Below are 24,311 nucleotides of genomic sequence, written 5' to 3' on the forward strand. Positions count from 1 at the left end.
CCGCTCCGGACCTCGCACGTTCCCAGCTCCGCCGCCGCGACCGGTAACTTCCCGGATACTTGCTGCAACGATCCAGTTCGTGACACGCTGTGGTCAGGGGGAGATGCAGATCACGTCCTTTCTGGGCTGAATTCGAGGAGGCGGCGAAAAGCGATGCCGGCTGGAATGCGTGTCGGAGTGCTCACCGGTGGCGGCGACTGCCCCGGGCTCAACGCGGTGCTCCGCGCGGTGACCCGCAAGGGGATTTCGGTGCACCAGCACGAGATCCTGGGATTCCGCAGCGGGTGGCTGGGCCCGGTGGAGGGCCTGACCATGCCGCTGACCCTCGACAAGGTGGAGGAGATCCTCAACCGGGGCGGCACCATCCTGGGCTCGTCGCGCACCAACCCGTACAAGGTCGACGACGGGATCGCCCGGCTCAAGGCGACCCTGGAGGAGAACCGGGTGGACGCGCTGATCGCGATCGGCGGCGAGGACACCCTCGGCGTCGCCGAGCAGCTCACCCACGACGGCGTGCCGGTTGTCGGCGTGCCCAAGACGATCGACAACGACCTCGACGCCACCGATTACACGTTCGGCTTCGACACGGCGGTGCACATCGCCACGGAGGCCATCGACCGGCTGCGCACCACGGCGGAGTCGCACCACCGGGCGCTGGTGGTCGAGGTGATGGGCCGGCACGCGGGGTGGATCGCGCTGCACTCCGGGCTGGCGGGCGGCGCGAACGTCATCCTCGTGCCGGAGCAGCCGTTCAGCGTCGAGAAGGTCTGCGCCTGGGTGGAGCAGCGCTTCGAGCGCCAGTACGCGCCGATCATCGTGGTAGCCGAGGGGGCGGTCCCGGAGGGCGGCAAGGAACTGCTGCTGACCGGCGAGAAGGACGCCTTCGGCCACGTCCGGCTGGGCGGTGTCGGCACCTGGCTGGCGGAGGAGATCGCGGCGCGGACGGGCAAGGAGTCGCGCGCGGTCGTCCTCGGCCACGTGCAGCGCGGAGGCACGCCGACGGCCTACGACCGGGTGCTGGCAACCCGCTTCGGCCTGCACGCGATCGACGCGATCACGGAAGGCGACTACGGCAAGATGGTGGCGCTGCGCGGCACGGACATCGTCCGGGTGCCCCTGAGCGAAGCGACGGCATCGCTGAAGACGGTGCCCCTGGAGCGCTACGCAGAAGCCGAAGTCCTCTTCGGCTGAAGCCCGGAGAAGGGGTGTCGTCCAAGGTGGCGACGCCCCTTCGTCCATGAGGTGGCCGGTTCTTCCTCCGGCTGCGCTCGCCGGAAGCCGACCGGATCGGCACTCGTCTGATCCACTGTGGACGCCCTGGTTCCGGCGTACCGGGATCTCGCCGACATCTGGCGCTAAGGCGTGCGCATCGACCGGTCGATCGCTGGCGGCGTTCCAGCATGTGGACGTATTCGTTCCACCGGTTAGGCTAACCCCTCGCTCGCGCCTGCGGGCACGATCCAAGAACTTCGGAGGGGTGCAGCCGTGTCCACGCAGCCGGTCGCCGAGCGGGAGCCCGTGCTCATCCGCTCGGCTCGGGACGTCACCGAACTGGTCAACTCGGGTGCGGCGCGGGGCAGCCACGCGAAGATGATCGTGCTGCTGGCCCTCGGCGGGATCTTCCTGGACGCCTACGACCTCACTTCGCTGGCCTACGGCATCACCGACATCAAGCAGCAGTTCGGGCTCTCCCCGGCCGGGGCCGGCGCCGTCACCGCCTCCATCAGCGTCGGCGCGATCTTCGGCGCGTGGCTCGGCGGCCTGCTGGTGGACCGGCTCGGCCGCTACCGCGTGTTCATGGCCGACATGCTGTTCTTCGTGGTCTCCGCGCTCGGCTGCGCGCTCGCGCCGAACATGGAGGTCCTGATTTTCTTCCGGTTCCTGATGGGCTTCGGCGTCGGCATGGACATCCCGGTCGCGATGGCCTTCCTGGCCGAGTTCTCCCGGCTGAAGGGCAAGGGGAGCAAGGGTTCCCGCACCGCGGCGTGGTCGCCCGCCTGGTACGTGGCCACCAGCGGTTGCTACCTGGTGATCATGGCGCTGTACTTCGTGCTGCCCGACGAGCACCACGGCCTGCTGTGGCGGTTCACCGTCGGCTTCGGCGCGGTGCCCGCGCTGGTGATCCTGCTGGTGCGCAACAAGTACATGAACGAGTCGCCGTCCTGGGCGGCCGACCAGGGTGACCTGGAGCGGGCCGCGAAGATCCTCCGCAAGTCCTACGGCGTCAACGCAGTGGTGGCGCCGGACGCGGAAGTGGTGAAGCCCCAGGCCGAGCGTCGCGGGCTGCGGGACTTCGCGCAGCTGTTCCAGCGCCGCTACCGCGCCCGGACGTTCCAGGCGCTGGCCATCGGCCTCGCCCAAACCTTCGGCTACAACGCGGTCGCCTACGGGCTGCCGATCATCATCGCGAGCATCCTCGCCCAGGGCGCGCTGAACACGATCACCGCCTCGCTGGTGCTCAACCTGGTCTTCGCGGTCACCGGTGGTCTGCTCGGCATCCGGCTGGCCAACACGGCGGGTGCCTGGAAGATGACGTTCATCGGGTTCGGCGTGCAGCTGGCGTCGATGGTGGTGCTGGCGCTGATCGGCAAGCCGTCGGCGACCGCGTACGTGCTGTTCGCGATCTTCGCGCTGGGCGCGTTCATGTTCGCGCAGGCCTCCGGGCCGGGCGCGCACTTCATGAGCTTCGCGTCCTTGAGCTACCCGACGACGATGCGCGGCACCGGGATCGGCTTCAACCAGGGCACCCTGCGGGTCGGCTCCACGCTGGCGCTGTTCTTCTTCCCGGTGCTCAGCGCGGCGCTGGGCAGCGGCGTGTTCTGGGTGATCGCGCTCGCCCCGCTGATGGGCCTGGTGGCGCTGCTGGCCAAGCGCTGGGAGCCGGTGGGCTACGACGCCGACGCGGTCGAGGCCGAGTGGCAACGGGAGAAGGCCGCGGTGAGCTAACTCGGCGTTTTCCAGACGACGACGTCCAGCGTCAGCTGCGAATCCTCCGCTTCGCGCACGACGATCCGCCCGTAGGTGCCGCTGGTCGTCTTCACGCAGAACGCGGCGCCGGTGGCCAGACTGCTACTGCTGACCGAGCTGACGTAGCCGGCCCGCATGCAGTCCTCGAAGGTCGCCTGAGCGGTGGCTACCGCGATGTCCTCGCGTGCGAAGAGGTAGCCAGCGCTGTAACTCACGTCGTACCCGGAAATATCTTCTGTCCGCTTGGCGACCCAGATCGGCTCGCTGGAGTCCAGATCCACGGCGTAGCCGTCGGTCAGCACGATTGGCTTGTCACCGGTCTCGCGGCTGACCGCAGGATCGACGGTAGCGGAGCTGGTCGGCGACGCCGAGGTGGTGGTCGGCGGCCGCGGTGTGGTCGGGTCGGCCGCCGTCGGGCTGCTCTGGGGCGGCAGATCGGTCGCCTGGCCGCTCGGCTGATCGGGCACCGCCACCAGCGATCGGGTGGCGACCACGGTGATCAGCACCGCGCCCGCGACGACCCCGATGATCGAGAGGACGACCCTGAGGCCGGATCGGATGATCTTCGACGGTCGGCCTTCGTTGACGCGGTGGGGTGTTCCGGAACAAGATCGGCACACCACCGGCCCAGCGGGAAACGGAGCGCTGCAATGTCGCGTCGCGGTCAGATCACCATGTCCGAGGACGAGATCGTCGACTTCATCGCCCAGCGCCGGGTCGTGGTGCTGGCGACGCTGAAGGCCGACGGGCGACCGCACCTGGTGCCGATGTGGTTCGTGCACGACGGCCCGGTGATCGAGGTGTGGTCCTACGGCCGGTCGCAGAAGACGCTGAACCTGCGTCGCGATCCGCGGGCCACGCTGTTGCTGGAGACCGGCACGGAGTACGGCGAGCTGCGCGGCGTCTCGCTGGAGTGCGACGTGCAGCTCCTGGACGGGCCGGAGGACGTCGAGCGCATCGGGCTGGGCTTGGCGGAGCGCTACGGCACGGCGGCTCCGGGCGAGCTGGTGGCGAGCGAGGAAGCCCGGGCCGTCCTGCGCGCCAAAGCCGCGAAGCGGGTCGGGCTGCGTTTCACCCCCACCCGGACGATCACCTGGGACCACCGCAAGCTCGGCGGCGGCTACTGAATCGAAGCCCGCAGGGCTTCCGCGATGTGGGACGGCTCTCCCGGCGTTAAAGGTGTAGCGCGCAGCCCCTATTCTGGGAACGTGAACTGGACCGTCGACGTCCCCGTAGATGACCTGCCCGAGCTGCCGCCGTTGCCGCCGGAGATGCGCGCCCGCCTGGACGACGCGCTGGCCCGCCCTGCCGCGCAGCAGCCGCAGTGGCCGAACCCGGACCAGGCCGGCAGCGTCCGGAAGGTGCTGGAGAGCGTCCCGCCGGTGACCGTGCCCTCCGAGGTGGACGAGCTGCGCCGGCACCTCGCGGCGGTCGCCCGCGGCGAGGCGTTTCTGCTGCAGGGCGGCGACTGCGCGGAGACCTTTGCGGACAACACCGAGCCGCACATCCGCGGCAACATCCGCACGCTGCTGCAGATGGCGGTGGTGCTGACCTACGGCGCGAGCATGCCGGTGGTCAAGGTCGGCCGGATCGCCGGTCAGTACGCCAAGCCGCGTTCCAGTAACACCGACGCGCTGGGCCTGCCGTCCTACCGCGGCGACATGATCAACTCGCTGGTCGCCACCGAGGACGCGCGCCGCCACGACCCGTCGCGGCTGATCCGCGCCTACGCCAACGCCAGCGCCGCGATGAACCTGTCCCGCGCGCTGACCAGCGCCGGGATGGCCGCGCTGACCAAGGTGCACGACTGGAACAAGGACTTCGTGCTCAACTCGCCGGCCGGCGAGCGCTACGAGTCCGTCGCCGCCGAGATCGACCGCGGCCTGCGCTTCATGGCGGCCTGCGGCGTGGACGACTCCAGCCTGCACTCGGTGCAGTTCTTCGCCAGCCACGAGGCGCTGGTGCTGGACTACGAGCGCGCCATGCTCCGGCTGGACACCACCAGCGACCGGCCGCGGCTGTTCGACCTGTCCGGGCACTTCCTGTGGGTGGGGGAGCGGACCCGCCAGCTGGACGGCGCGCACATTGCGTTCGCCGAGCTGATCTCCAACCCGATCGGCCTCAAGATCGGCCCGGGCACCACGCCCGAGCAGGCCGTGGAGTACGTCGAGCGGCTGGACCCGAACAACGAGCCCGGCCGGCTCACCCTGATCAGCCGGATGGGCAACGGCAAGGTGCGCGACGTGCTGCCGCCCATCGTGGAGAAGGTCACCGCCTCCGGGCACCAGGTGATCTGGCAGTGCGACCCCATGCACGGCAACACCCACGAGGCGAGCACCGGCTACAAGACCCGGCACTTCGACCGGATCGTGGACGAGGTGCAGGGCTTCTTCGAGGTGCACCACCGGCTCGGCACCCACCCGGGTGGCATCCACATCGAGCTGACCGGTGAGGACGTCACGGAGTGCGTCGGCGGCGCCCAGGAGATCTCCGACGCGGACCTGGCGGGCCGCTACGAGACGGCCTGCGACCCGCGCCTGAACACCCAGCAGTCGCTGGAGCTGGCGTTCCTGGTCGCGGAGATGCTGCGCGGCTGAACCAGCGGGAAGCATTCGGGAGGGCCCGGAACCCAAGCGGTTCCGGGCCCTCCTTCTGTCACTCGGCGAGCGCGATGTCCAGGGCGTGCCCGACGTGCAGGCGGGTGGAGTCGAACAGCGGCAGCGGGCTGTCGTCCGGGCCGAGCAGCAGCGTGATCTCGGTGCAGCCGAGGATCACGGCCTCGGCACCACGCTCCGCCAAGCCCCGCACGATCCGCACGTACTGCTCGCGGGAGGCGTCCTCGACGCGGTTGCGGGTCAGCTCCCGGTAGATCACGTCGTGCACCACGGTGCGGTCGGGTTCCTCCGGGACGATCACGTCGATGCCGTGCCGGTCGCGCATCCGGGCCCGGTAGAAGTCGAGTTCCATCGTGTAGCGGGTGCCCAGCAGGCCGACCCGGGTGAGGCCGGCGGCCGCGATCCGCGCGCCGGTGGCGTCGACGATGTGCACGAACGGCACGTCGATCGCCGCCTCGATCTCCTCGGCGACCTGGTGCATCGTGTTGGTGCAGAGCAGAACCAGATCCGCCCCGGCGCGGCGCACCTGGCGCGCGGCGTCTGCCAGACGCCGGCCCGCCGCTGCCCAGTCCCCGGCCTCCTGCATGGCCACGATCTCGGCGAAGTCCACGCTGTACAGCACGCTAGGCACGGTGTTGTAGCCGCCGAGTCGAGCGCGGCTCTCCTCGTTCAGCAGCCTGTAGTACTCGGCGGAGGATTCCCAGCTCATCCCACCGAGCATCCCGATCGTGCGCATGCGTCCTCCTCGTCGAACGGCGTCGTGCCAGACAGCCTCGCCTGTGACAGCCGGTGCCGGTGAGCCGGGTGTTGCCCAGGAGGTCGTGCACTGCCGCGGGACGAACGGTCAGGGCCGTGATTCGTGCACTTCGCGCGGCAGGTGGGCGGTCGTGACCGTGCGCGAGAACTTGCCGAAGGTGCTGCTCAGGCCCAGCGGGTCGAAGCGGACCAGGGACAGTGCGCCGAGCGCCGCGGCGCCGATGCCGACCGCGACGAACGGCCAGTTGTACATCGCCTGCTCGCCGTCGGGGTAGTAGGCCAAGACCAGCGCGATCGAGGCACCGACCACGTAGGACAGCGCGCGCGGCGTCCAGGCGAAGCCCGCACCCAGCGCCAAGCCCCACGTCGTGTACCACGGCAGCAGGACCGGCGACAGAAACGCGCCGAAGCACAGCACGATCGCCGCGCGGCGCACCGCCTCGGGCCCGCCGTCCCGCGCCTGCCACCAGTTCCAGGCCAGGATCGCCACCAGCAGCACCGAGCCGAGCGTGCGCGTGGTGCCCACGAACGGCCAGATGTTGGTCTCGCCGAACACCTGCACCAGGCTGTGCACCGCTTGTCCGACGGCGGTCGGCGCGGAGAGGTAGTTGACGATCATGCCGGGCGCCGACAGCGCGGAAAGCCACCCGAACCCGACCTTGGCGAGCGCCGTGCAGGCCCCGAAGACCACCACGAACACGCCCACGGCCGGGAAGACGGCGCGGACGAACCGCCGCCACAGCGGCCCTTCCAGGCGGGATGCCCAGATCCACACCAGGAACGGCAGCGCGAGCCCGGCGGTCGCCTTGATCGCCATCGCCGCCGACACCAGCGCGATCCCGGTGACGTTCTTGCCTTCGAGCATCAGCAGGGTGCCGACCGCCAGCAGCCCGATCATGAGCATGTCGTTGTGCGGGCCGCCGACGAGGTGCACCACCGTCATCGGGCTGGCCGCGACCAGCCAGAGCGCGACCGGCAGCCGGCCGCCGAGGTGCCGGACCAGGCCGGGGAGGGCGCAGATCAGCAGCGCCAGGCCGCCCAGCAGCACCAGCCGCATCACGATGACGCTGGCGATGACGTCGTGGCCGGCCAGCAGGATCACGCCCTTGGCCACGCCCATGAACAGCGGGCCGTACGGCGCGGGCGTGGTCTGCCAGGTGGGGTGCACGTTCTCCGGGATCGGCCCGGTCAGCGCGGACGGGCCGACGCCGTAGGGGTCGAGGCCGTTGAGCGCGAGCAGGCCCTGGCCCAGGTAGCTGTAGACGTCGCGGGTGAACAGCGGCGGCGCGATGAGCATCGGGCCGAGCCAGGCGGCGGTCGCCCACAGCACGCCGCGGGAGGTCACCAGGTTCGCGATCACCCCGCGGCCGAGCCGCACCCACGCCCACACCAGCAGCGCGAAGCCGACGTAGACGACCGTGACCGCGACGTCGCGCCCGTGCCCGTAGCGCAGCACCGAAAGCGGCCCGGAGCCGAGGACGGGATCGTGGACGAGCGTGCCGGCGGCTCCGAAGGATCCGATCAGCAGCAGCACGGACCCGATCGCGCCCAGTGCGATGGTGCGCAGGGGCAGCGGGCGCCGAGGCCGGCGTCCGCCGAGACTGGGCTGGCCGGCTGTGGTGTTGGTGGTCCGTTCGGACCAGTCGGGAGCCGACTCGATCGAAACACTCGGGGGCATTGTGCTCCCAATAGTTCCACAACCGGCCGCGCGAGCCGCTGTGACCAGGCGAGATCCGTCGTGTCGTGGGCGACGCTCCCGCTTTTCGGTGATCGCCGGGCGCCGAGTACGCCCTGGTAGACACCGGCGGCGGGAAAACGTTACACCGCCGAGAAGAGATCAGGATCACATTGCGGATCGCGCGGTTCTGCCGGGTCGTGGGGGCGGGCCCACGACCCGGTGGCTCAGAACGCGGTCACGTGGATCGTCGACCCGGGCTCGACCTTGCTGCCGGGGAGCGGCAGCTGCCCCAGGATCATCATGCCGTCGCGCTCGAAGAACGCCTGCACGTCCAGCTGCAGGCCCAGCGCGGCGACCTGCTGCTTCGCCTCGTCGACCCGGACGCCGTTGAAGCTGGGCACCTCCACCGCGTTGGACAGCACCACGCCGATCCGCGGCTTGCCGACCAGCCGGATCTCGCTGCCGATGGCCGGGTCGGTGCTGATGACGTGGTCGCCGGCGATGTCGGAGTCGAACTGGCGGCCCGCCTCGTAGGGATCGAACCCGGAGTTGCGCAGCGTGGTGAACGCGTCGTCCTTGCTCATCCCGCGCACGTCGGGCACCTTCACCGGCGGCGGGCCCTTGCTGACGATCACGGTGACCTCGGCGCTGATGTTCAGCGGCGTACCGGGGCCGGGGTTCACGCTGATGACCCGGCCTTCGGGCACCGTCGTGTGGAACTGGTCGGCGGACTCGTCGTGCTTGGGTTGCAGCTTGACGTTGCGGATCGCGCTCTCCGCCTCGGCGAGCGTGGTGCCCTCGGCGATCTCCGGGACCTTCGGCTTGCCCAGCGAGATGACGAGGTCCACGGTGCTGCCGCTGCGCGCCTTGCTGCCCTCGTCCGGGTTGGAGCTGATCACCACGCCTTCCGCGACGGTGTTGTCGTAGGACTTGGTGACGTTGCCGGTCAGCCCGGCGCCTTCCAGCGCCTGCTGCGCGACGGCCTCCTGCTCGCCGACGAGGCGCGGCACCTGGACCGAACTGCCTAGGCCCAGCCAGAACGCGGCGCCACCGACCAGCGCGGCCAGCGCCAGGACCACGACGGTCCACACCAGCACCGTCCGCCTGCCGCGACGCCGGTCCCGCTGCGGGCCGGTGGCCGGGGCGGCGACGGCGGAGAACTCCTGGGTATGGTCGCCGGTGGCGGGGCGGGCCATCGCGCGGGTGCGCTGCGGCCCGACGGGGTGCGTCTCGCGGACGGCCGGGATCTGCTCCGTCGGCGGGTCCCCGGCCGCGGGCGCCATCTGCGTGGTGCGCTCCTCGGACGCCGGGACCGGCACGGCGACCGGGGCGATGCCGAGGTCGGTGCGGACCTGCTGCAGCTCGGCGAGGAACACCTCGGCGTTCTCCGGGCGCTGCGCAGGGTCGCGGCGCGTCGCGCGGAACACGAGGTCGTCGATGGCCTGCGGGATCTCCGGCACCAGCTCGCTCGGCGGCGGGACGTCGTCGTTGACGTGCCGGTACGCCACCGACAGCGCGGTGTCGCCCACGTAGGGCGGGCGGCCGGTCAGCATTTCGAAGAGCACGATCCCGGCGGCGTACACGTCGGAACGCGAGTCGGCGGCCCCGGTGGTCACCTGCTCCGGCGACAGGTACGCGACGGTGCCCAGGATGATGCTGCCGCTGGTCGTGCCGGCTTCCGCCGCGGCCCTGACCAGCCCGAAGTCGGCGACCATGACCGAGCCGTCCCGGCCGATCAGCACGTTCTCCGGCTTGACGTCGCGGTGCACCATGCCCGCCTGGTGCGCGGCGCCCAGCGCCGAGAGCACCGGCGCCATGACGCTCAGCGCCATCGCCAGCGGCAGGCGGCCGCCGCAGTCCATGATCAGGTCCCGCAGCGTGCAGCCCTCGACGAGCTGCATCACCAGGAACACGTGGTCGCCGTCGGGGCGGTGGTCCACGCCCTGGTCGTAGACGGCGACGACGTCGGGGTGGTGCAGCCGGGCCGCGGCGCGCGCCTCGCGCTCGAAGCGGTCGACGAACGACCGGTCGCCGGAGTACTGCGCGTCCATCACCTTGAGCGCCACCGGCCGGTCCAGCCGGGTGTCCAGGCCGCGGTAGACCGTGGACATGCCACCGCGAGCGATCAGCGAATCGACCCGGTAGCGGCGTTCGAGCATGGCTCCGACGAGGCTCGCGCCACCGCCGGAACGTGTCTCAGGAGTCATCTTCCGCCCACCGCCGGGTACCTTTCCGCCCCCGATTGTGGCAGGCCGCGCGGGCGGCACCGGGGATGGCTCCGCGGTCGGGCTCGGGATCGATCACGATCATGATGGTATGCCGGGCGCGACCCGTGCGGTGTGCGGCATCGCGGTCGGTCATGTGGCAAGGTGTGCAGCGTGAGTGCGATCCCTGCTGCCCCGGATGTGCTCGCTCCCGATGTGGAGGTCGTCCCGCTGCCCGACGTCGCCGAGCGACTCGGTCAGCCAGTGACCCGGGTGCACCAACTGATCCGTGATGGACATCTGCTCGCCCTGCGCAGGAACGGAGTGCTGGGCGTGCCCACCGCGTTCCTCGTCGACACCGAAGTGGTGAAGGGCCTGGCGGGCACGATCACCCTGCTCCGGGACAACGGCTACCAGGAGGACGAGATCCTCCGGTGGCTGTTCACCCCGGACGACTCGTTGCCCGGCACGCCGATCGACGCGTTGCGCGGCGACCGCGGTCGAGAGGTGAAGCGGAGGGCCCAGGCGATGGGCTTCTGAGGTCCGGCCGACCGGACGACGAAACGCTGCTCAGCCTGCTCAGGGCTCGTGAGCACTTTGTACTCGCGAGGCCGTTGAGCTGCGCGAACGCGGCAGTCGGCGCCGGTCAGCCGGTGATGCGCCGGGCGGCGAGCTTGCCGGACAGCAAGACCGGCGGAACGCCCACGCCCGGCGTCGTGCCCGAGCCGGCCAGCACCGCGTTGGTCAGGCCGCGCACCAGGTTGCGCGGCCGGAACGGACCTGTCTGCGCGAACGTGTGCGCGGCCGAGAACGGGGTTCCGGCGGCGTGGCCCTGCGCCGCCCAGTCCGCCGGCGTGATCAGCTGCTGCTCCTCGATCGCCGCGCCGAAGCCGGTGAACCCGCGCCGCTCCAGCTCGCCCAGCAACTCGTCGCGGTAGGCGGGACCGATCCGGTCCCAGTCGATCGGCCCGGTGCGCAGGTTCGGGCAGGGCGCGAGCACGTAGTGCAGCTCGCGGCCGTCGGGCGCCAGCGACGGATCGGTCGCGGTCGGCCGGGTGATCAGCAGCGACGGATCGGTCATCAGCCTGCCGTCGCGGATGATCTCGGTGAACGTGCTGTGCCAGGCCGCGCCGAAGGAGATCGTGTGGTGCGCGTCGGACCAGCCGCGTGTGGTCCCGGCGTGTAGCACCACCGCCGACGGTGACCAGCGCAACCGCCGCCGCGTGCGGTGGCCGAGGAGCTCGTGCACGACCGGCAGGTCGGGCGTGAGCACGAACGCGTCGGCCGCGATGCGGGTGCCGTCGGACGTCCGGACCGCGGTGATCCGGTCGCCGCGCCGCTCCAGCTCCGCCACTTCGGTGTTGTAGTGGAACGCGACGCCCGCGCCCGCTGCCGCGTCGGCGAGCGCGGTCGGGACAGCGTGCATGCCGCCGCGCGGGAACCACACCCCGTTGACGGTGTCCATGTACGAGATGACGGCGTACAGGGCGAGCGCTCGGCGCGGGTCCAGGCCCGCGTATAGAGCCTGGAAGGAGAAGACCCGGCGCAGCCGCTCGTCGGCCAGGAACCGGCCGATCGCCGGGCCGAGCCGGCCGAAGCCGCCGAGCGCCGCGAGGCGCGCCAGCTCGGGAGAGAGCAGGTCCAGCGGCGAGTCGAAGTTCGCGTCGATGAAGCGGTGCATCTCCGCCCGGTAGACCTCGGTCAGCCAGCGCCGCAGCCGCCGGTACCCGGCCGCTTCCGCAGGCCCGGCGAACCGCCGCACCTCCTCTTCCATCGCGTCGGCGTCGGTGTGCACGTCGAGCGCCGAGCCGTCCGCGAACCGCGCCCGGTAGGCCGGGTGCAGCGGGATCAGGTCGAGGCGGCCGGCCACCGATTCGCCCACCGCGTGCAGTGCCTCGTCGACGAGCTCGGGCATGGTCAGCACGGTCGGGCCGGTGTCCATCCGGTACCCGGCGACCTCGTGCAACCCGGCCCGCCCGCCCGGCAGGCCAGCCCGTTCGACGACCGTCACCCGCCGCCCGGCGCCCGCGAGGTGCAGGGCCGCGGTCAGCCCGGCCAGTCCCGCACCGACGACCACGACGTGATCGGTGCGGCCGGAGACGGTGCGCATCAGTGGCTGCGGTCGGTGACGGCGATCGCGAGCTCCGCCAGTCGTGACGCGGCCGGTTCGGCCAGCCCCGCGGTGTGCAGCGCGAGCATCGCCGAGCCGGTCAGGTCGGTGATCCGCTTCTCGACGGCCGCGACCGCGCCGAGCCTCGTCAGCACCTGCCGGGCCTGCTCGACGCGGTCCGCGTCAAGTTCGGGATCGCCGAGCACGTCGCGCAGCAGGTCCAGCGCGGGCTGGTCGGCCTGCTCGCGGGCCGTCGCCACGGCCTCGGCGATCAGCACCGTCCGCTTGCCTTCGCGCAGGTCGTCCCCGGCGGGCTTGCCGGTCACCCCGGGGTCGCCGAAGACGCCGAGCAGGTCGTCGCGGAGCTGGAAGGCGACGCCGATGTCGGAGCCGAACCGGCGCAGCGCCTCCAGCGCGTCCGGGCCGGCCCCGGCGGCCTCCGCGCCGAGCTCCAGCGGCCGCTGGACGGTGTAGGACGCGGCCTTGAGCTGGCAGATCTGCAGCGCGGCCTGCGTCGTCTCGTCGCCGCGGTACTGGCCGAGCACGTCGAGGTACTGGCCGGCGAGCACCTCGGTGCGCATCGCGCGCCACGGGCGCAGCGCCCGGGCCAGCGCCTCCGGCGGGATGCCGGCGCTGTGCAGCAGGTCGTCGGCCCAGGACAGCGCCAGGTCGCCGAGCAGCACCGCGGCGGCGCGCCCGAACTGGATGCCGGTGCCGGAGAACCCGGACTCGCGGTGGATCTGCTCGAACTTGCGGTGCACGGTCGGGTTGCCGCGGCGGGTGTCCGATTCGTCGATCAGGTCGTCGTGCACCAGCGCGCAGGCCTGCAGCAGCTCCAAGGCGCTCGCGGCCCGCAGCATCGCCTGCGCCGCGGGGCCCTCGGCGGGCCCGCCTGCCGCACGCCAGCCCCACCAGGCGAAGGTGGGGCGGATCCGCTTCCCACCGCCGAGGACGAACCCGGCCAGCTCGGCCACCGCGGTCGCGAACGCCGGGTCGAGGTCGGCTGCCTCGGCGCTGCGGGTCTGCAGGTAGTCGGTCAGCGTCCGCTGGACCTGACCGGGGAGGTCGGTTTCCACGACGACGGTGTCCTTGCCGGTCGCTTGCAGGGTGGTCGAATTCGATGGGGGCACACCTCCATCCTCCGCGACGCCATCGGGTGACGGCCGCCGGGGCCGCTCCCAGCCGCTGGGACGATGCCGGAGGAGTCCGGGAACCGTCCCTATCCTGTTCGGCATGACGGCGGTGGTGGATCGGTTGCGGACCGAGAAGACGACTTTCTCGGTGGAGTTCTTCCCGCCGCGAGGCGACGACGAGGAGCGCATCCTCTGGCGGGCCATCCGCGAGCTGGAGCCGCTGGACCCCGCCTTCGTCTCGGTGACCTACGGCGCGGGCGGCTCCAACCGGGACCGCACCATCCGGACCACCGGCCGCATCGCGCAGGAGACCACCCTGACGCCGATGGCGCACCTGACCGCAGTGGACCACTCCGTCGCCGAACTTCGCAACGTCATCGGCTGGTACGCCGCGTCCGGCGTGCAGAACGTGCTGGCCGTGCGCGGTGATCCGCCGGGGGACCCGAACGGCGAATGGCGCCGGCACCCCGAGGGCCTGACCTACGCGGAGGAACTCGTCCGGCTGGTGCGGGAGCTCGGCGAGTTCTGCGTCGGCGTCGCGGCCTTCCCGCACGGCCACCCGCGCTCCGCGGACCTGGAAACCGACGCCGACCACCTGGTGCGCAAGATCCGCGCGGGCGCGGGCTTCGCCATCGCCCAGCTGTTCCTGGAGCCGGAGTACTTCCTGCGGCTGCGCGACCGGATGGCCGCCCGCGGCTGCGACGTGCCGCTGCTGCCGGGCATCATGCCGATCACCACGCCGCGGGTGCTGGGCAAGTTCGGCGAGCTCGCCGGGGTGCCGGTGCCCGCCGAGGTGTCGGAGCAGCTGCTGCCGCTGGCGGAGGATCCGGCGGGGTTCCGCGCCGCAGGCGTGGACCTGGCGACGCTGCTGTGCGAGCGGCTGATCGCCGAGGGTGTCCCGGCGCTGCACTTCTACACCCTCAACCGCTCGAAGGCGACGCGCCAGGTGGTCGCGAACCTCGGCCTGGGAGCCGGCTAGCGACTGTTTCCAGGCTCGTTTTGCGTGGCGGTGCAGGTGGCGGCCCCCTGCGGGAGTTACGGCCGCCGTCTGGACTGTGGGATCCCCGACTTACGCATGTCCAATACGCGGCGTCGGGGACTGGCCTCGCCCAGTAGTCCGGAAGGGCGGGCACCGTCTGAGAACCCGCGGCGGTGCGAGTTGCGTAGGTGGGCCAAGCGGCTTCGCCGCTTCAAAGATGAAGAACAACTAACAACCCTTTAGGTGTTCTGGTCCGCCCGGCTGCGCACGTGGGAGCGCAGCGCGAGCGCCGCGACGGCGGCCGCGGCGCAGAACGTGAGCCCGCCGACCAGTAGCGCCCAGCCGATCCAGTCCATCCCGGTGGCGCTGGAGAACTGGTAGGTGGCCGACATCTCGCTGACCGCGCCGGGCTGCAGCGACCAGGAGACCGTGCCGGCGCTCTCCTCGCCGTTGGTGTTGGTGATCTCGCCGGGCGCGCTGATCTTCAGGTCGACGCCGGAGTCGGTGTCGGCCAGCGGCGTCAGGTCCGCCGAGCCCTCGAAGATCACCAGCGAGCCGGACCTGGACAGGTGCAGCCGGTAGCGGGCATCGGGGCTCATCGCCTCGGCGAGCTGCTCGACCTCCGGGAAGGTCAGGTCGTGGAACGACAGGTGCGAGCCGACGCGGGGGCCGTCGCGGAACGGCGTGATCTGCACCCGGTCGGCGACGTTCTCGGGCGGCTGCAGGCGGAGCGGAGCCTGCCCGTCGGCGACCTGGGTGGCGAGCACGACCTCGCCGGACACCTGGTCCTCGCCGGAGATGTTCAGCGAGGCGTTGGCGTGCAGGCACCCGCTGAGCAGCGCGCCGAGCACGGTGATCAGGACCAGCAGGAGCGCGGTGCGGCCGCGCGGGGTCTTGTCCTCCACCCGGGCGATCTTTCCATCCGGCGAGCCTTTTCGCCGCCCGCGAACGCCCGCTTTCGTCGAGGCGCGTGACCGCCGGTGCCGTGATAGTGGGTTGTTGCTCTTGAAGCGGCGCAGCCGCTCGGCCCACGCACCCAGCTTGCGCCACCCGTCTGGGGTTCTCCCGGCAAGGACAGCCCCGACGTGGTGAATCGGTCGGGGATCCCGGGGCGGGAAGGCGTCCGGGGTTCCGCTACCCGCGCCGTTAATCGAGATGAGTTCTCCAACAGGTTCGATAGCGTGGCGGGCATGGGAGTTGACCACAGCGGTGTGCACGAAATCAGCGACCAGTTCGTATCCGAGCTGGTCGCGCTCGACCCGATCGCCGGAACCTACCTGGGCGTGCCAGGCCGGGACGAGGAGCTGACCGACTACTCGCCGGACGGGCACCGGGCCCGCGCGGAACTCGCCCGCCGCAGCCTCGCGGCGGTGCAGGCGGCCGATCCCGCCGACGATTCCGAGCGCGTCGCGCAGGCGGTGTTCGCCGAGCGCGTCGGTCTGGACCTGGAGCTGCACGAGGTCGGGGCGGACATGGCCGCGCTGAACGTGATCGCCAGCCCGGTGCAGGAACTCCGGCAGGTCTTCGACCTGATGCCGACCGACACCCCGGAGCAGTGGCGCACCATCGCCCGCCGCCTGTCGGTGATGCCCGAAGCGGTGCTGGGCCTGCGCGCCGGGCTGCTGGCGGCGGCTGCGGACGGCAACGTGTCGGCGGCCCGGCAGGTCCGCAAGGTCGCGGAGCAGTGCGACACCTGGTCCGGGCGCGGCGGGCAGTCGTCGTTCTTCGCGGCGATGGTCGGGCGCGCCGAGGGCGTGGACGAGTCGCTGCGCCGCGACCTGGACACCGCGGCCGAATCGGCCGCCGAGGCGTACGCCGGACTCGCCGACTTCCTCCGCGGCGAGCTGCTGCCGAAGGCCCCGGAGAAGGACGCCGTGGGCGAGCAGCGGTACCGGTTGTGGTCGCGCTACTTCACCGGAGCCCGCCTCGACCTGCGGGAAGCGTACGAGTGGGGCTGGCAGGAGTTCTCCGGCATCGAGGCGGAGATGAAGCAGATCGCGAACCGGATCAAGCCGGGGGCGACGCTGGCCGAGGCCGCGGCCGTGCTGGACGCCGATCCGCGCTACCAGGTGCACGGGCAGGACCGGTTCGAGGAGTGGATGCAGCAGCTGTCCGACCAGGCGCTGCAGGACCTGCGCGGCACGCACTTCGAGATCCCGGACCCGCTGATGCGGCTGGAATGCCGGATCGCCCCGCCGGGCGGCGGCGTCGGCGCCTACTACACCGGTCCGACCGACGACTTCTCGCGGCCCGGCCGGATGTGGTGGTCGGTGCCCGCCGACCGGCAGGACTTCCCGACCTGGCGCGAAGTTTCCACCGTGTACCACGAGGGCGTGCCGGGGCACCACCTGCAGGTCGCGACCGCGGTGCACGAGGCGCAGCGGCTCAACAAGTTCCAGCGGCTGGCCTGCTTCGTCTCCGGCCACGGCGAGGGCTGGGCGCTGTACGCCGAGCGCCTGATGCGCGAGCTCGGCTACCTCGAGGACGACGGCGACCTGCTCGGCATGCTCAACGACCAGCTCTTCCGCGCGGCGCGCGTGGTGGTCGACATCGGCATGCACCTGGAGCTGGAGATCCCGGCGGGTACCGGCTTCCACGAGGGCGAGCGCTGGACGCCGGAGCTGGGCCTGGAGTTCATGCTGAGCCGGACCATCACCGACCCGGCGCAGGTCCGCGACGAGATCGACCGCTACCTGGGCTGGCCGGGCCAGGCGCCGTCGTACAAGCTCGGCGAGCGGCTGTGGCGGGCGGCCCGCGACGAGGCCAAGCAGCGCCACGGCGCGGCCTTCGACGTGAAGGAGTTCCACACGCAGGCCCTGCGGATGGGCGGCATGGGCCTCGACACCCTCCGCGAGCAGCTGGCCCTGCTGTAACGGCATCGACCCGGGCCGTGGGTCTTCCGGGGTACCGGGAGACCCACAGCCCCGTGGCCGGAAATCGAACCTCAGCCGCGGGCCACGCCGCCCGCCAGCGCGATCAGCTGGGTTCCAGGGGGAGGGAGCGCCCCAGGACCGCGAAGGGGCGCGGGTCGCCCGTGAAGCGGTAGTGGCGCAGGACGTCCGCGAAGCCCACCCGGCGGTACAGCTTCCAGGCGCGGGTCGGGCCTTCCGGCGTGGAGAGCAGGACCTTGCCGCCCTGCGCGCCGGAGAGCAGGCGGCGCAGGATCTCCTCGCCGAGGCCGCCGCCCTGGCTTCCCGGGTGCACGTGCAGCTCGGTGAGCTCGAAGTAGTCGTCCAGCCAGCTGTCCGCGTCGCCGCCGCTGCTCAGCAGCCCGCGGCGGACCTGCTCGTGCCACCACTGCCCGGGGGCGCCCAGATAGCCGTAGCCGATGCCGATGAGCTCGTCGTGGTCGCTGAACGCGCCGATGCAGCGCCAGCCCGCGCGCAACATGTGCGCCGACCACATCGGGGCGCGCTGCTGGGCGGTCGTGGGCGGGTAGTTCATCGCGGTCACGTAGATCTGCAGGGCCTCGGGCAGCCGGGCCCGGAGCTGCTCCGTGGTCAGCTCGGTGATCCGGTCACAACGGGGGGATGGCGCGGCGGTCACGGGGCGAACATTAGACCCTCCGCGGCGTGCGGTCCTTTCCGCGGCCGATCGTGCCACCGCGGCGTCCCGGCCGGGTGCCTGATTCGGCCACTCGGGTGATCATCTTGGCTGGTCATGACTCGAACAGGTGAGCTAGGGCTCATTGCTTGAGTCCGTCGGTGGTGCGCGCTAATCTGAAGATGTTCGAACGGAAGTTCGATGAACGTTTGTTCGAACATCGAGTCCGGCGGTGGGGTGGGGGAAGCACCCCGCCGCCGGACCTGCCGGCTCCCCACGGCAGGCGTGGACGGCTTCGTCGTGCAGAGGAGATACGCCGATGTCTTTTTCCACTGACTTCTCGATTCCGGCTCCGCGGCACTCCGTGGAGAACCACGAACCGACGCCCGAGGCGGACACGCCGGCCGGTTCCCTGTCGTTGCTGCTCGACGCCCGCAGCCGCCTGCACGAAGCGGAGGAGGCGGACCGGCCGAGCGAGCGGTACGTGGCCGCGCACGTGGCGGCGTTACGCGCCGCGACGGCGATGGTGGTGGCGCGTTCCTGGCAGCGCGAGAACGGCCGCCCGGCCAGCGTGTGGACGATGCTGACCGCCGCCGCCCCCGAATTCCGCGAGTGGGCGGCCTACTTCGCGGCGCGCTCGGACCGGCGGGCCGCGGCGGAGGCGGGGGTGCCGACCATCACCCGGCTGGATGCCGACGGGCTGTTGGCGCGCAGCCGCGAATTCCTCGAGATCGTGGGCCGGAGCCTGCTGGGGGTGGCTCGATGAACGGAACTGAAGTGGGGCTCGACTACGGGCGGATGCTCGACCTGCTCGGCATCGAGGCGCAGCTGCTCACGGCGGCGACGCACGACGCGCACGTCGACGCGCCGGTGTGGGGCGCGTCCGGGCGGACCTTGGGGCAGACGATCCGGCACCTGGGCGATCTGTGCGAGGACACGCTGTCCTGGCTGGGCGCGACGGCGGCCGAACAGCGCTGGGACCTGCCGGATCGGCCAGCGCTGCGAGAGGTGACCAGCCGGTTCGCCGTTCGTCTGGCCGACCTGCTCGCCGAGCTCGGCTCCCGGCCACCGCACGACCGGTGTCCGACGTGGTGGCCCGAGCAGCACACCGTGCGGTTCTGGCTGCGTCGAATGCTGCACGCCACGACGGTGCACCGGGTGGACGTGCAGGCCGCGGCGGGAGTGCTGCCGACGCCGATCGAGCCGGATGTGGCCACCGACGGCGTCGACGAGGTGCTGCGGCTTTGGTTCGGCTACCGGCTGCACGCGCTCGGCATCACCGCGACGCGGCCCTGTTCGGTCGGGGTGTACGTGGCCGACCGCAACTGGCTGGTCACCGCGGACCAGAACGGGACCGCGGTGGTGAGTTCGGAGGACGTGTCGACCACGACGCCCGATGCGGTCGTCGGCGGCGATGCGCCCGCCGTCTACCTGTGGATGTGGGGCCGGCTGCCCGATCGAGCGGTGGAGACCAGCGGCGATCTCGATGCGATCGCGCAGCTCTGGGGCCTGCTGCAACTGGCGACCCGCTGAGCCGTCGAAGCTCGTTCTGCGTGGCGGCGCGGACCTCGTCGCGGAGGGAGATCTCGCCGGTGAGCGCGCGACGGCTCAGCCGGCGAGCTGGATCCAGATCACCGTTCCATCCTGCCCGGAGCGTGCCCGCTCCGGCGTTGGCGAACGGAGTCAGGCGCGCAGCCGCAAACCCTTCGGCGTGGCGCGGAATCCTGCTTCGGTGAGCACGTCGGCCAAGCGGGATCCCCAAGCGCCCTCGCCGTCGGCGCGCTGCACCGCGAGCTGCTCCAACCAGCCGTCCCGGACAACGCGGGCCAACCCCGCCGCAGCGCTGCGCAACGCGGATTCGTCGTCGGTGAAAGACAACAACGACTTTCCGCCGCGCTCGACGTAGAACACCGCTTCGCCGGACACGAGGACCACGAGCGCTCCGGCCTTGCGCCCGGGCCGATGCCGGGTTTCGCCCATCACCGCAGGCCATTCCAGCGCGCCCCCGTAGGGCTGCGCCGGGTCGGCGGCCGCCAGCACCACAGCCTCGCCGTCGCCATCCTCGCGGGACAGCGCGCGCAGGCGATCGATCGCGCCGGGCACCGCGAACTGCGCGGCCCCGAGTTCCTCGACGACGTATCCGCGCCGGCAGCGCCCGGATTCCTCCATTGCCCGGAGCACCTTGTACACGGCGGAAAATCCGCCCGTGACGCGTTCGATGTCCAGCGCTCCGCGCGTCAGCACCCCGTGCCGTTCCAAGAACGCCTCGGCCCGCGCATGCGCCCGTCGCGTCGGTTCGCTGGACGGCTGCGGCGCCAGCGACCAACGCCCCGACACCGTCGGCGGCCCGCTGCGGCTGGGCATCGAAGGCCGACCCGCGCGCAACCTCGCGTAGCGGCCACGAGGCGCGCTGCGGCGCGGTTTGTGCGCTGCGCCGCGTCCGGACACCAACGCTCGCAACGGCGCCAAGGTGTCGTTCGTGACCGCGCCGGACCAGACCAGATCCCACAACGCCGAAGTGACCGCATCGTCGGCGGGCGCGGTCTCGCCCTGCTCCAGCAGCAGCGCAGCCGACCGATCTGCCAGCTGGCGGAAGAACAGCGCACCACCGTCCAATGCGGACACAACAGCGCGGTGCAACGGGGAATCGGCCGTGGTTTCCTCCGGCAGGTCCGGCAACAGCAGGTCGGCGACATCGGTGGGCGCCAGCGCGATCCAGCCGTCGCCGCCGGCCAGCGAGCCCGCGCCGACCCAGCTGACCTCGCCGGTCGCGGTCAGCTCGTCGAGCAGCGCGGGGGAGTAGCCGGGCAGCCGGGCGGGCAGGATCAGCGACTCCAGGCCGCTCGCCGGAACCGGCGCGCCCGCGAGCTGTTCGACCACGGCGTACACGTCGTCGACCGTCGGCGCGCTGCGCAGCCGCGCCCCGATGCCGTGCCACGCGGGCAGGAAACGGCCCAGCGCGGCCGGTTCCACCGGCTCGACCTCGGCGCGCAGCCGGGCCAGCGACGCCCGGCGAAGCCGCCGCAGCACGTCGGCGTCGCAGTACTCCAGCACGCCGCCGCCACCGACCTCCAGCGGCCGCAGCTCGCCGCGGACCAACCGCCCGGTGCCGGTCAGCCGGTCCAGCACGCCGTGCACCACGGCCACGCCCAACCCGAATCGCTGCGCCGCGGCGTCGGCGGTGAACGGCCCGCGGCAGCGCGCGTAGCGGATCAGCAGGTCGCCCAGCGGGTCGGCGACCGGCTCGGTGAACGCCTCCGGCACGCCGACCGGCAGCGCTACGCCCAACGCATCGCGGACCTTGCCCGCATCCTCGATGGCGATCCAGCGCTCGTCGCCCGCGATGCGCACCCGCAGCACCCGGCGCTGTTCCGCCAGGTCCGCCAGCCACTCCGGCCTCGCGCCTCGCGCCTCGGCTTCGGCCGTGGACAGATCTCCCAGGAAACGCAGGAGGTCCACCGCGGACTCGGCGTCGCGGGCTTGCCGATCAGGGGCGAGCCGCTGCAGCTGCTGCTCGATCTCGTCGAGCGCCTCGGGATCGAGCAGCTCCCGCATCGCCTCCGAGCCGAGCAGCTCCGCCAGCAGCGTCGAATCCAGGCTCAACGCCGCCGATCGGCGCTCCGCCAGCGGCGCATCGGTCTCGTACAGGAACATGCCGATGTAGCCGAACAGCAGACTGCGCGCGAACGGCGACGGCGTCGGCGTCTCGACCTCGACCACCCGCACCTTCCGCGCCGCGACCTGCGACATCAGCTCGGTCAGCCCGGGCAGGTCGTAGACGTCCTGAAGGCATTCCCGCATCGCTTCGAGCACGATCGGGAACTGCTCGTACTGCGCAGCCACCGTCAGCAGCTGCGCGGCCCGCTGCCGCTGCTGCCACAACGGTGTGCGGCGACGGGGATCCCGGCGCGGCAGCAGCAGCGCCCGCGCCGCGCACTCCCGGAACCGGGCCGCGAACAGGGCCGAACCGCCGACCTCGTCGGTCACGACCTGCTGCACCTCGTCCGGCGGCAGCAGGACGTCTTCGGCGGTCGGCAGCACCTCGGCGCCGGAGTCGTCCAGCGCGTCGGCCAGCCGCAGCACGATCCCGTCGTCGGAGGAGGCCACCTGCGGCTCGATCCCGCGCCGCTCGCGGATCCGGGCGCCGATGGCCAGCGCCCACGGGCCGTTGACCTTGGCTCCGAACGGCGAGTGCACCACCATCCGCCAGTCGCCGAGCTCGTCGCGGAACCGCTCCACCACGATCGTGCGGTCGTCCGGGACGTGCCGGGTCGCCTGGCGCTGTTCGTCCAAATAGGACAGCAGGTTGTCACGGGCCCACTCGTCCAGCCCGGCGGCCGCCACGCGGGACTGCGCCGCCTGGGTGTCCGCGCTGGTCAACTCCCGCACGAAGGCGCCCAGCGCGCGCCCGAGCTCCAGCGGCCGCCCCGGCGAATCGCCCTTCCAGAACGGCATCCGGCCCGGCACGCCCGGCGCGGGAACCACCACGACCCGGTCGTGGGTGATGTCCTCCACCCGCCACGCCGAGGTGCCCAGCAGGAAGGTGTCGCCCACCCGCGACTCGTAGACCATTTCCTCGTCGAGCTCGCCGACCCGCACCCCGCCCTTGCCCGCCTCGTCGGCGGGCGTGGTCACCACGAAAAGGCCCCGGTCCGGGATCGTGCCGCCGGAGGTCACCGCGAGCCGCTGCGCGCCCGGCCGCGCGCGCAGCTCGTCGTTCACCCGGTCCCAGACGATGCGAGCCCGCAGCTCGCCGAACTCCTCGCTGGGATAGCGGCCCGCCAGCATGTCCAGCACCGCGTGCAGCGCAGAGTCCGGCAGCCCCGCGTAGGGCGCGGCGCGCCGCAGCAGCGCCGCCAGCTGCGGCACCGGCCAGGTGTCCATCGCGACCATCGCCACGACGTGCTGGGCCAGCACGTCCAGCGGGTTGCGCGGGAACGCGAGCGACTCGATCAGCCCGTCCGCCATCCGCTCGGACACCACGGCGCAGCCGACGAGATCGCCCCGGAACTTCGGGAACACCACGCCCCGCGACACCGCGCCGACCTGGTGCCCGCCGCGCCCGATGCGCTGCAGTCCGGATGCCACGCTCGGCGGCGTCTCCACCTGGATCACCAGGTCCACCGCGCCCATGTCGATGCCCAGCTCCAGCGACGAGGTGGCCACCACGCAGGCCAGCCGCCCGGACTTCAGCTCCTCCTCCACCACCGCCCGCTGTTCCTTCGACATCGAGCCGTGGTGCGCCTTCGCGACGATCGGCGGGGCGCCGCCGCCGATCCCGGAACCGCCCACCGCCTCGGCCGGGAACCGCTCCAGGGGCACCGGCTCCTCGGCCGCGAGTTCGTTGATCCCGGCGGTGAGCCGCTCGGCCAGCCGCCGGGAATTGGTGAACACGATGGTCGACCGGTGCTCGCGGATCAGCTCCAGGATCCGCTCCTGCACCGACGGCCAGATCGACGTGCGCTGCTCCGCGCCCGCCGCCGGGCCCTCGACCTCGCCGGTCGGCGCGCCCAGCTCAGCCATGTCCGGCACCGGCACCTCGACCCGGACCTCGACCTCCTTGGCGTTCGCGGGCTGGATGGTGCGCACCGGCCGGCCACCGGCCAGGAACGTCCGCACCTCTTCCACCGGGCGGACCGTCGCGGACAGCCCGATGCGCTGCGCCGGCTTCGGCAGCAGCTCGTCCAGCCGTTCCAGCGAAAGCGCCAGGTGCGCCCCGCGCTTGGTGGCGGCCACCGCGTGCACCTCGTCGACGATCACCGTCTCGACGCCGCGCAGCGACTCCCGGGCCGCCGAGGTCAGCAGCAGGAACAGCGACTCGGGCGTGGTGACCAGCACGTCCGGCGGGGTGCGGGTGAACGAACGGCGCTCGTCGGCCGGGGTGTCCCCGGTGCGGATGCCGACCCGGATGTCCGGCGGGGCGCTGCCGAGGCGTTGTGCGGCCTGCCGGATCCCGGCCAGCGGCGCGCGCAGGTTCCGCTCCACGTCGACGACCAGCGCCTTCATCGGCGACACGTAGAGCACCCGGCAGCGCTGCTTCGCGTCGGCGGGCGTGCCTTCCGCGGCCAGCTTGTCCAGGGCGGAGAGGAACGCCGCGAGCGTCTTGCCGGAGCCGGTCGGCGCGACGACCAGCGCGTGCTCGCCCCCGGCGATCGCCTCCCACGCCCCGCGCTGCGCCTCGGTGGGCGCGGCGAAGGCCCCGCGGAACCAGTCGCGGGTCGCCGCGGAGAAGCCGTCCAGCACATCGCTCACCACTACATGCTGGACCAACGCCCTGACACCGACACCCGCGACCGGCATCGCCGACCGTCCACAAGGGCCCGCCG

Annotated in this window: 18 protein-coding genes; 9 read left to right on the forward strand and 9 right to left on the reverse strand. The window is 71.9% G+C overall.

The genetic code is table 11. From position 1 onward, the window contains the following. Window positions 1-165: 165 nt before the first annotated feature. Together AC07FN_RS09390 and AC07FN_RS09395 are read left to right on the forward strand one after the other, a co-directional pair. A complete protein-coding gene (locus AC07FN_RS09390; protein WP_478395197.1) occupies window positions 166-1,191 on the forward strand; it encodes a 6-phosphofructokinase in 1,026 nt (341 codons plus the stop codon). 294 nt (window positions 1,192-1,485) lie between these two features. Then, on the forward strand, window positions 1,486-2,946 hold the full coding sequence (locus AC07FN_RS09395; protein WP_478395198.1) for an MFS transporter: 1,461 nt from the start codon (window positions 1,486-1,488) through the stop codon (window positions 2,944-2,946). Here AC07FN_RS09395 and AC07FN_RS09400 read toward each other — a convergent pair. Further along, window positions 2,943-3,590: a hypothetical protein gene (locus AC07FN_RS09400; protein WP_478395199.1), complete on the reverse strand. Its 648-nt coding sequence runs from the start codon at window positions 3,588-3,590 to the stop codon at window positions 2,943-2,945. The two genes, AC07FN_RS09395 and AC07FN_RS09400, sit on opposite strands and share 4 nt — an antisense overlap. Before the next feature lie 27 nt (window positions 3,591-3,617). Between AC07FN_RS09400 and AC07FN_RS09405 the strand changes: the two genes are divergently transcribed. Together AC07FN_RS09405 and AC07FN_RS09410 are read left to right on the forward strand one after the other, a co-directional pair. Then, entirely contained in the window at window positions 3,618-4,094 is a 477-nt protein-coding gene (locus AC07FN_RS09405) for a PPOX class F420-dependent oxidoreductase (protein ID WP_478395200.1), read from the forward strand. Between the two features lie 81 nt (window positions 4,095-4,175). Then, the gene (locus AC07FN_RS09410) at window positions 4,176-5,564 is read left to right on the forward strand and encodes a class II 3-deoxy-7-phosphoheptulonate synthase (protein ID WP_478395201.1); all 1,389 of its coding nucleotides are present in this window, start codon (window positions 4,176-4,178) and stop codon (window positions 5,562-5,564) included. A 58-nt stretch (window positions 5,565-5,622) separates the two neighbouring features. On the opposite strand, the gene AC07FN_RS09415 is transcribed toward AC07FN_RS09410, so the two are convergent. From AC07FN_RS09415 to pknB, 3 genes are all read right to left on the reverse strand, one after another. Further along, complete coding sequence (locus AC07FN_RS09415) at window positions 5,623-6,318, reverse strand: aspartate/glutamate racemase family protein (RefSeq protein ID WP_478395202.1); 696 nt, start codon at window positions 6,316-6,318, stop codon at window positions 5,623-5,625. Between the two features lie 108 nt (window positions 6,319-6,426). Next, a complete protein-coding gene (mptB, locus tag AC07FN_RS09420; RefSeq protein ID WP_478395203.1) occupies window positions 6,427-8,016 on the reverse strand; it encodes a polyprenol phosphomannose-dependent alpha 1,6 mannosyltransferase MptB in 1,590 nt (529 codons plus the stop codon). A gap of 224 nt (window positions 8,017-8,240) precedes the next feature. After that, window positions 8,241-10,223, reverse strand: a complete 1,983-nt coding sequence (gene pknB, locus AC07FN_RS09425) for a Stk1 family PASTA domain-containing Ser/Thr kinase (protein WP_478395204.1) — start codon at window positions 10,221-10,223, stop codon at window positions 8,241-8,243. Between the two features lie 171 nt (window positions 10,224-10,394). On the opposite strand from pknB, the gene AC07FN_RS09430 reads away from it, so the two are divergent. Then, a complete protein-coding gene (locus tag AC07FN_RS09430) occupies window positions 10,395-10,760 on the forward strand; it encodes an Rv2175c family DNA-binding protein (protein WP_207954243.1) in 366 nt (121 codons plus the stop codon). A gap of 106 nt (window positions 10,761-10,866) precedes the next feature. On the opposite strand, the gene crtI is transcribed toward AC07FN_RS09430, so the two are convergent. Together crtI and AC07FN_RS09440 are read right to left on the reverse strand one after the other, a co-directional pair. After that, entirely contained in the window at window positions 10,867-12,330 is a 1,464-nt protein-coding gene (gene crtI / locus AC07FN_RS09435) for a phytoene desaturase family protein (protein WP_478395205.1), read from the reverse strand. After that, window positions 12,330-13,460, reverse strand: coding sequence for a polyprenyl synthetase family protein (locus AC07FN_RS09440; RefSeq protein ID WP_478395206.1), 1,131 nt, complete (start codon window positions 13,458-13,460; stop codon window positions 12,330-12,332). The genes crtI and AC07FN_RS09440 overlap by 1 nt, the downstream gene beginning before the upstream one ends. A 103-nt stretch (window positions 13,461-13,563) precedes the next feature. On the opposite strand from AC07FN_RS09440, the gene AC07FN_RS09445 reads away from it, so the two are divergent. Continuing rightward, the gene (locus tag AC07FN_RS09445; RefSeq protein WP_452612903.1) at window positions 13,564-14,442 is read left to right on the forward strand and encodes a methylenetetrahydrofolate reductase; all 879 of its coding nucleotides are present in this window, start codon (window positions 13,564-13,566) and stop codon (window positions 14,440-14,442) included. A 239-nt stretch (window positions 14,443-14,681) separates the two neighbouring features. Here AC07FN_RS09445 and AC07FN_RS09450 read toward each other — a convergent pair whose 3' ends face one another. Further along, window positions 14,682-15,347 (reverse strand): DUF3153 domain-containing protein, encoded by a 666-nt coding sequence (locus AC07FN_RS09450; protein ID WP_478395207.1) that lies wholly within the window; start codon window positions 15,345-15,347, stop codon window positions 14,682-14,684. Between the two features lie 285 nt (window positions 15,348-15,632). Between AC07FN_RS09450 and AC07FN_RS09455 the strand changes: the two genes are divergently transcribed. Beyond that, window positions 15,633-17,315, forward strand: coding sequence for a DUF885 domain-containing protein (locus AC07FN_RS09455; RefSeq protein ID WP_478395208.1), 1,683 nt, complete (start codon window positions 15,633-15,635; stop codon window positions 17,313-17,315). A gap of 103 nt (window positions 17,316-17,418) precedes the next feature. Here the strand turns inward: AC07FN_RS09455 and AC07FN_RS09460 are convergent, their stop codons facing one another. Continuing rightward, window positions 17,419-17,988 carry a GNAT family N-acetyltransferase gene (locus AC07FN_RS09460; RefSeq protein WP_478395209.1) on the reverse strand — a complete coding sequence of 190 codons (570 nt, stop codon included), beginning with the start codon at window positions 17,986-17,988 and terminating at the stop codon, window positions 17,419-17,421. A gap of 316 nt (window positions 17,989-18,304) precedes the next feature. Between AC07FN_RS09460 and AC07FN_RS09465 the strand changes: the two genes are divergently transcribed. Beyond that, window positions 18,305-18,751 (forward strand): SAV_6107 family HEPN domain-containing protein, encoded by a 447-nt coding sequence (locus tag AC07FN_RS09465; RefSeq protein ID WP_478395210.1) that lies wholly within the window; start codon window positions 18,305-18,307, stop codon window positions 18,749-18,751. After that, window positions 18,748-19,518 (forward strand): maleylpyruvate isomerase N-terminal domain-containing protein, encoded by a 771-nt coding sequence (locus AC07FN_RS09470; RefSeq protein ID WP_478395211.1) that lies wholly within the window; start codon window positions 18,748-18,750, stop codon window positions 19,516-19,518. Before AC07FN_RS09465 ends, AC07FN_RS09470 begins: the two co-directional genes overlap by 4 nt. A 150-nt stretch (window positions 19,519-19,668) precedes the next feature. Here the strand turns inward: AC07FN_RS09470 and AC07FN_RS09475 are convergent, their stop codons facing one another. Beyond that, on the reverse strand, window positions 19,669-24,285 hold the full coding sequence (locus AC07FN_RS09475) for an ATP-dependent helicase (protein ID WP_478395212.1): 4,617 nt from the start codon (window positions 24,283-24,285) through the stop codon (window positions 19,669-19,671). Between the last annotated feature and the right edge of the window lie 26 nt (window positions 24,286-24,311).

The organism is Saccharopolyspora sp. NPDC045941 (assembly GCF_056431445.1).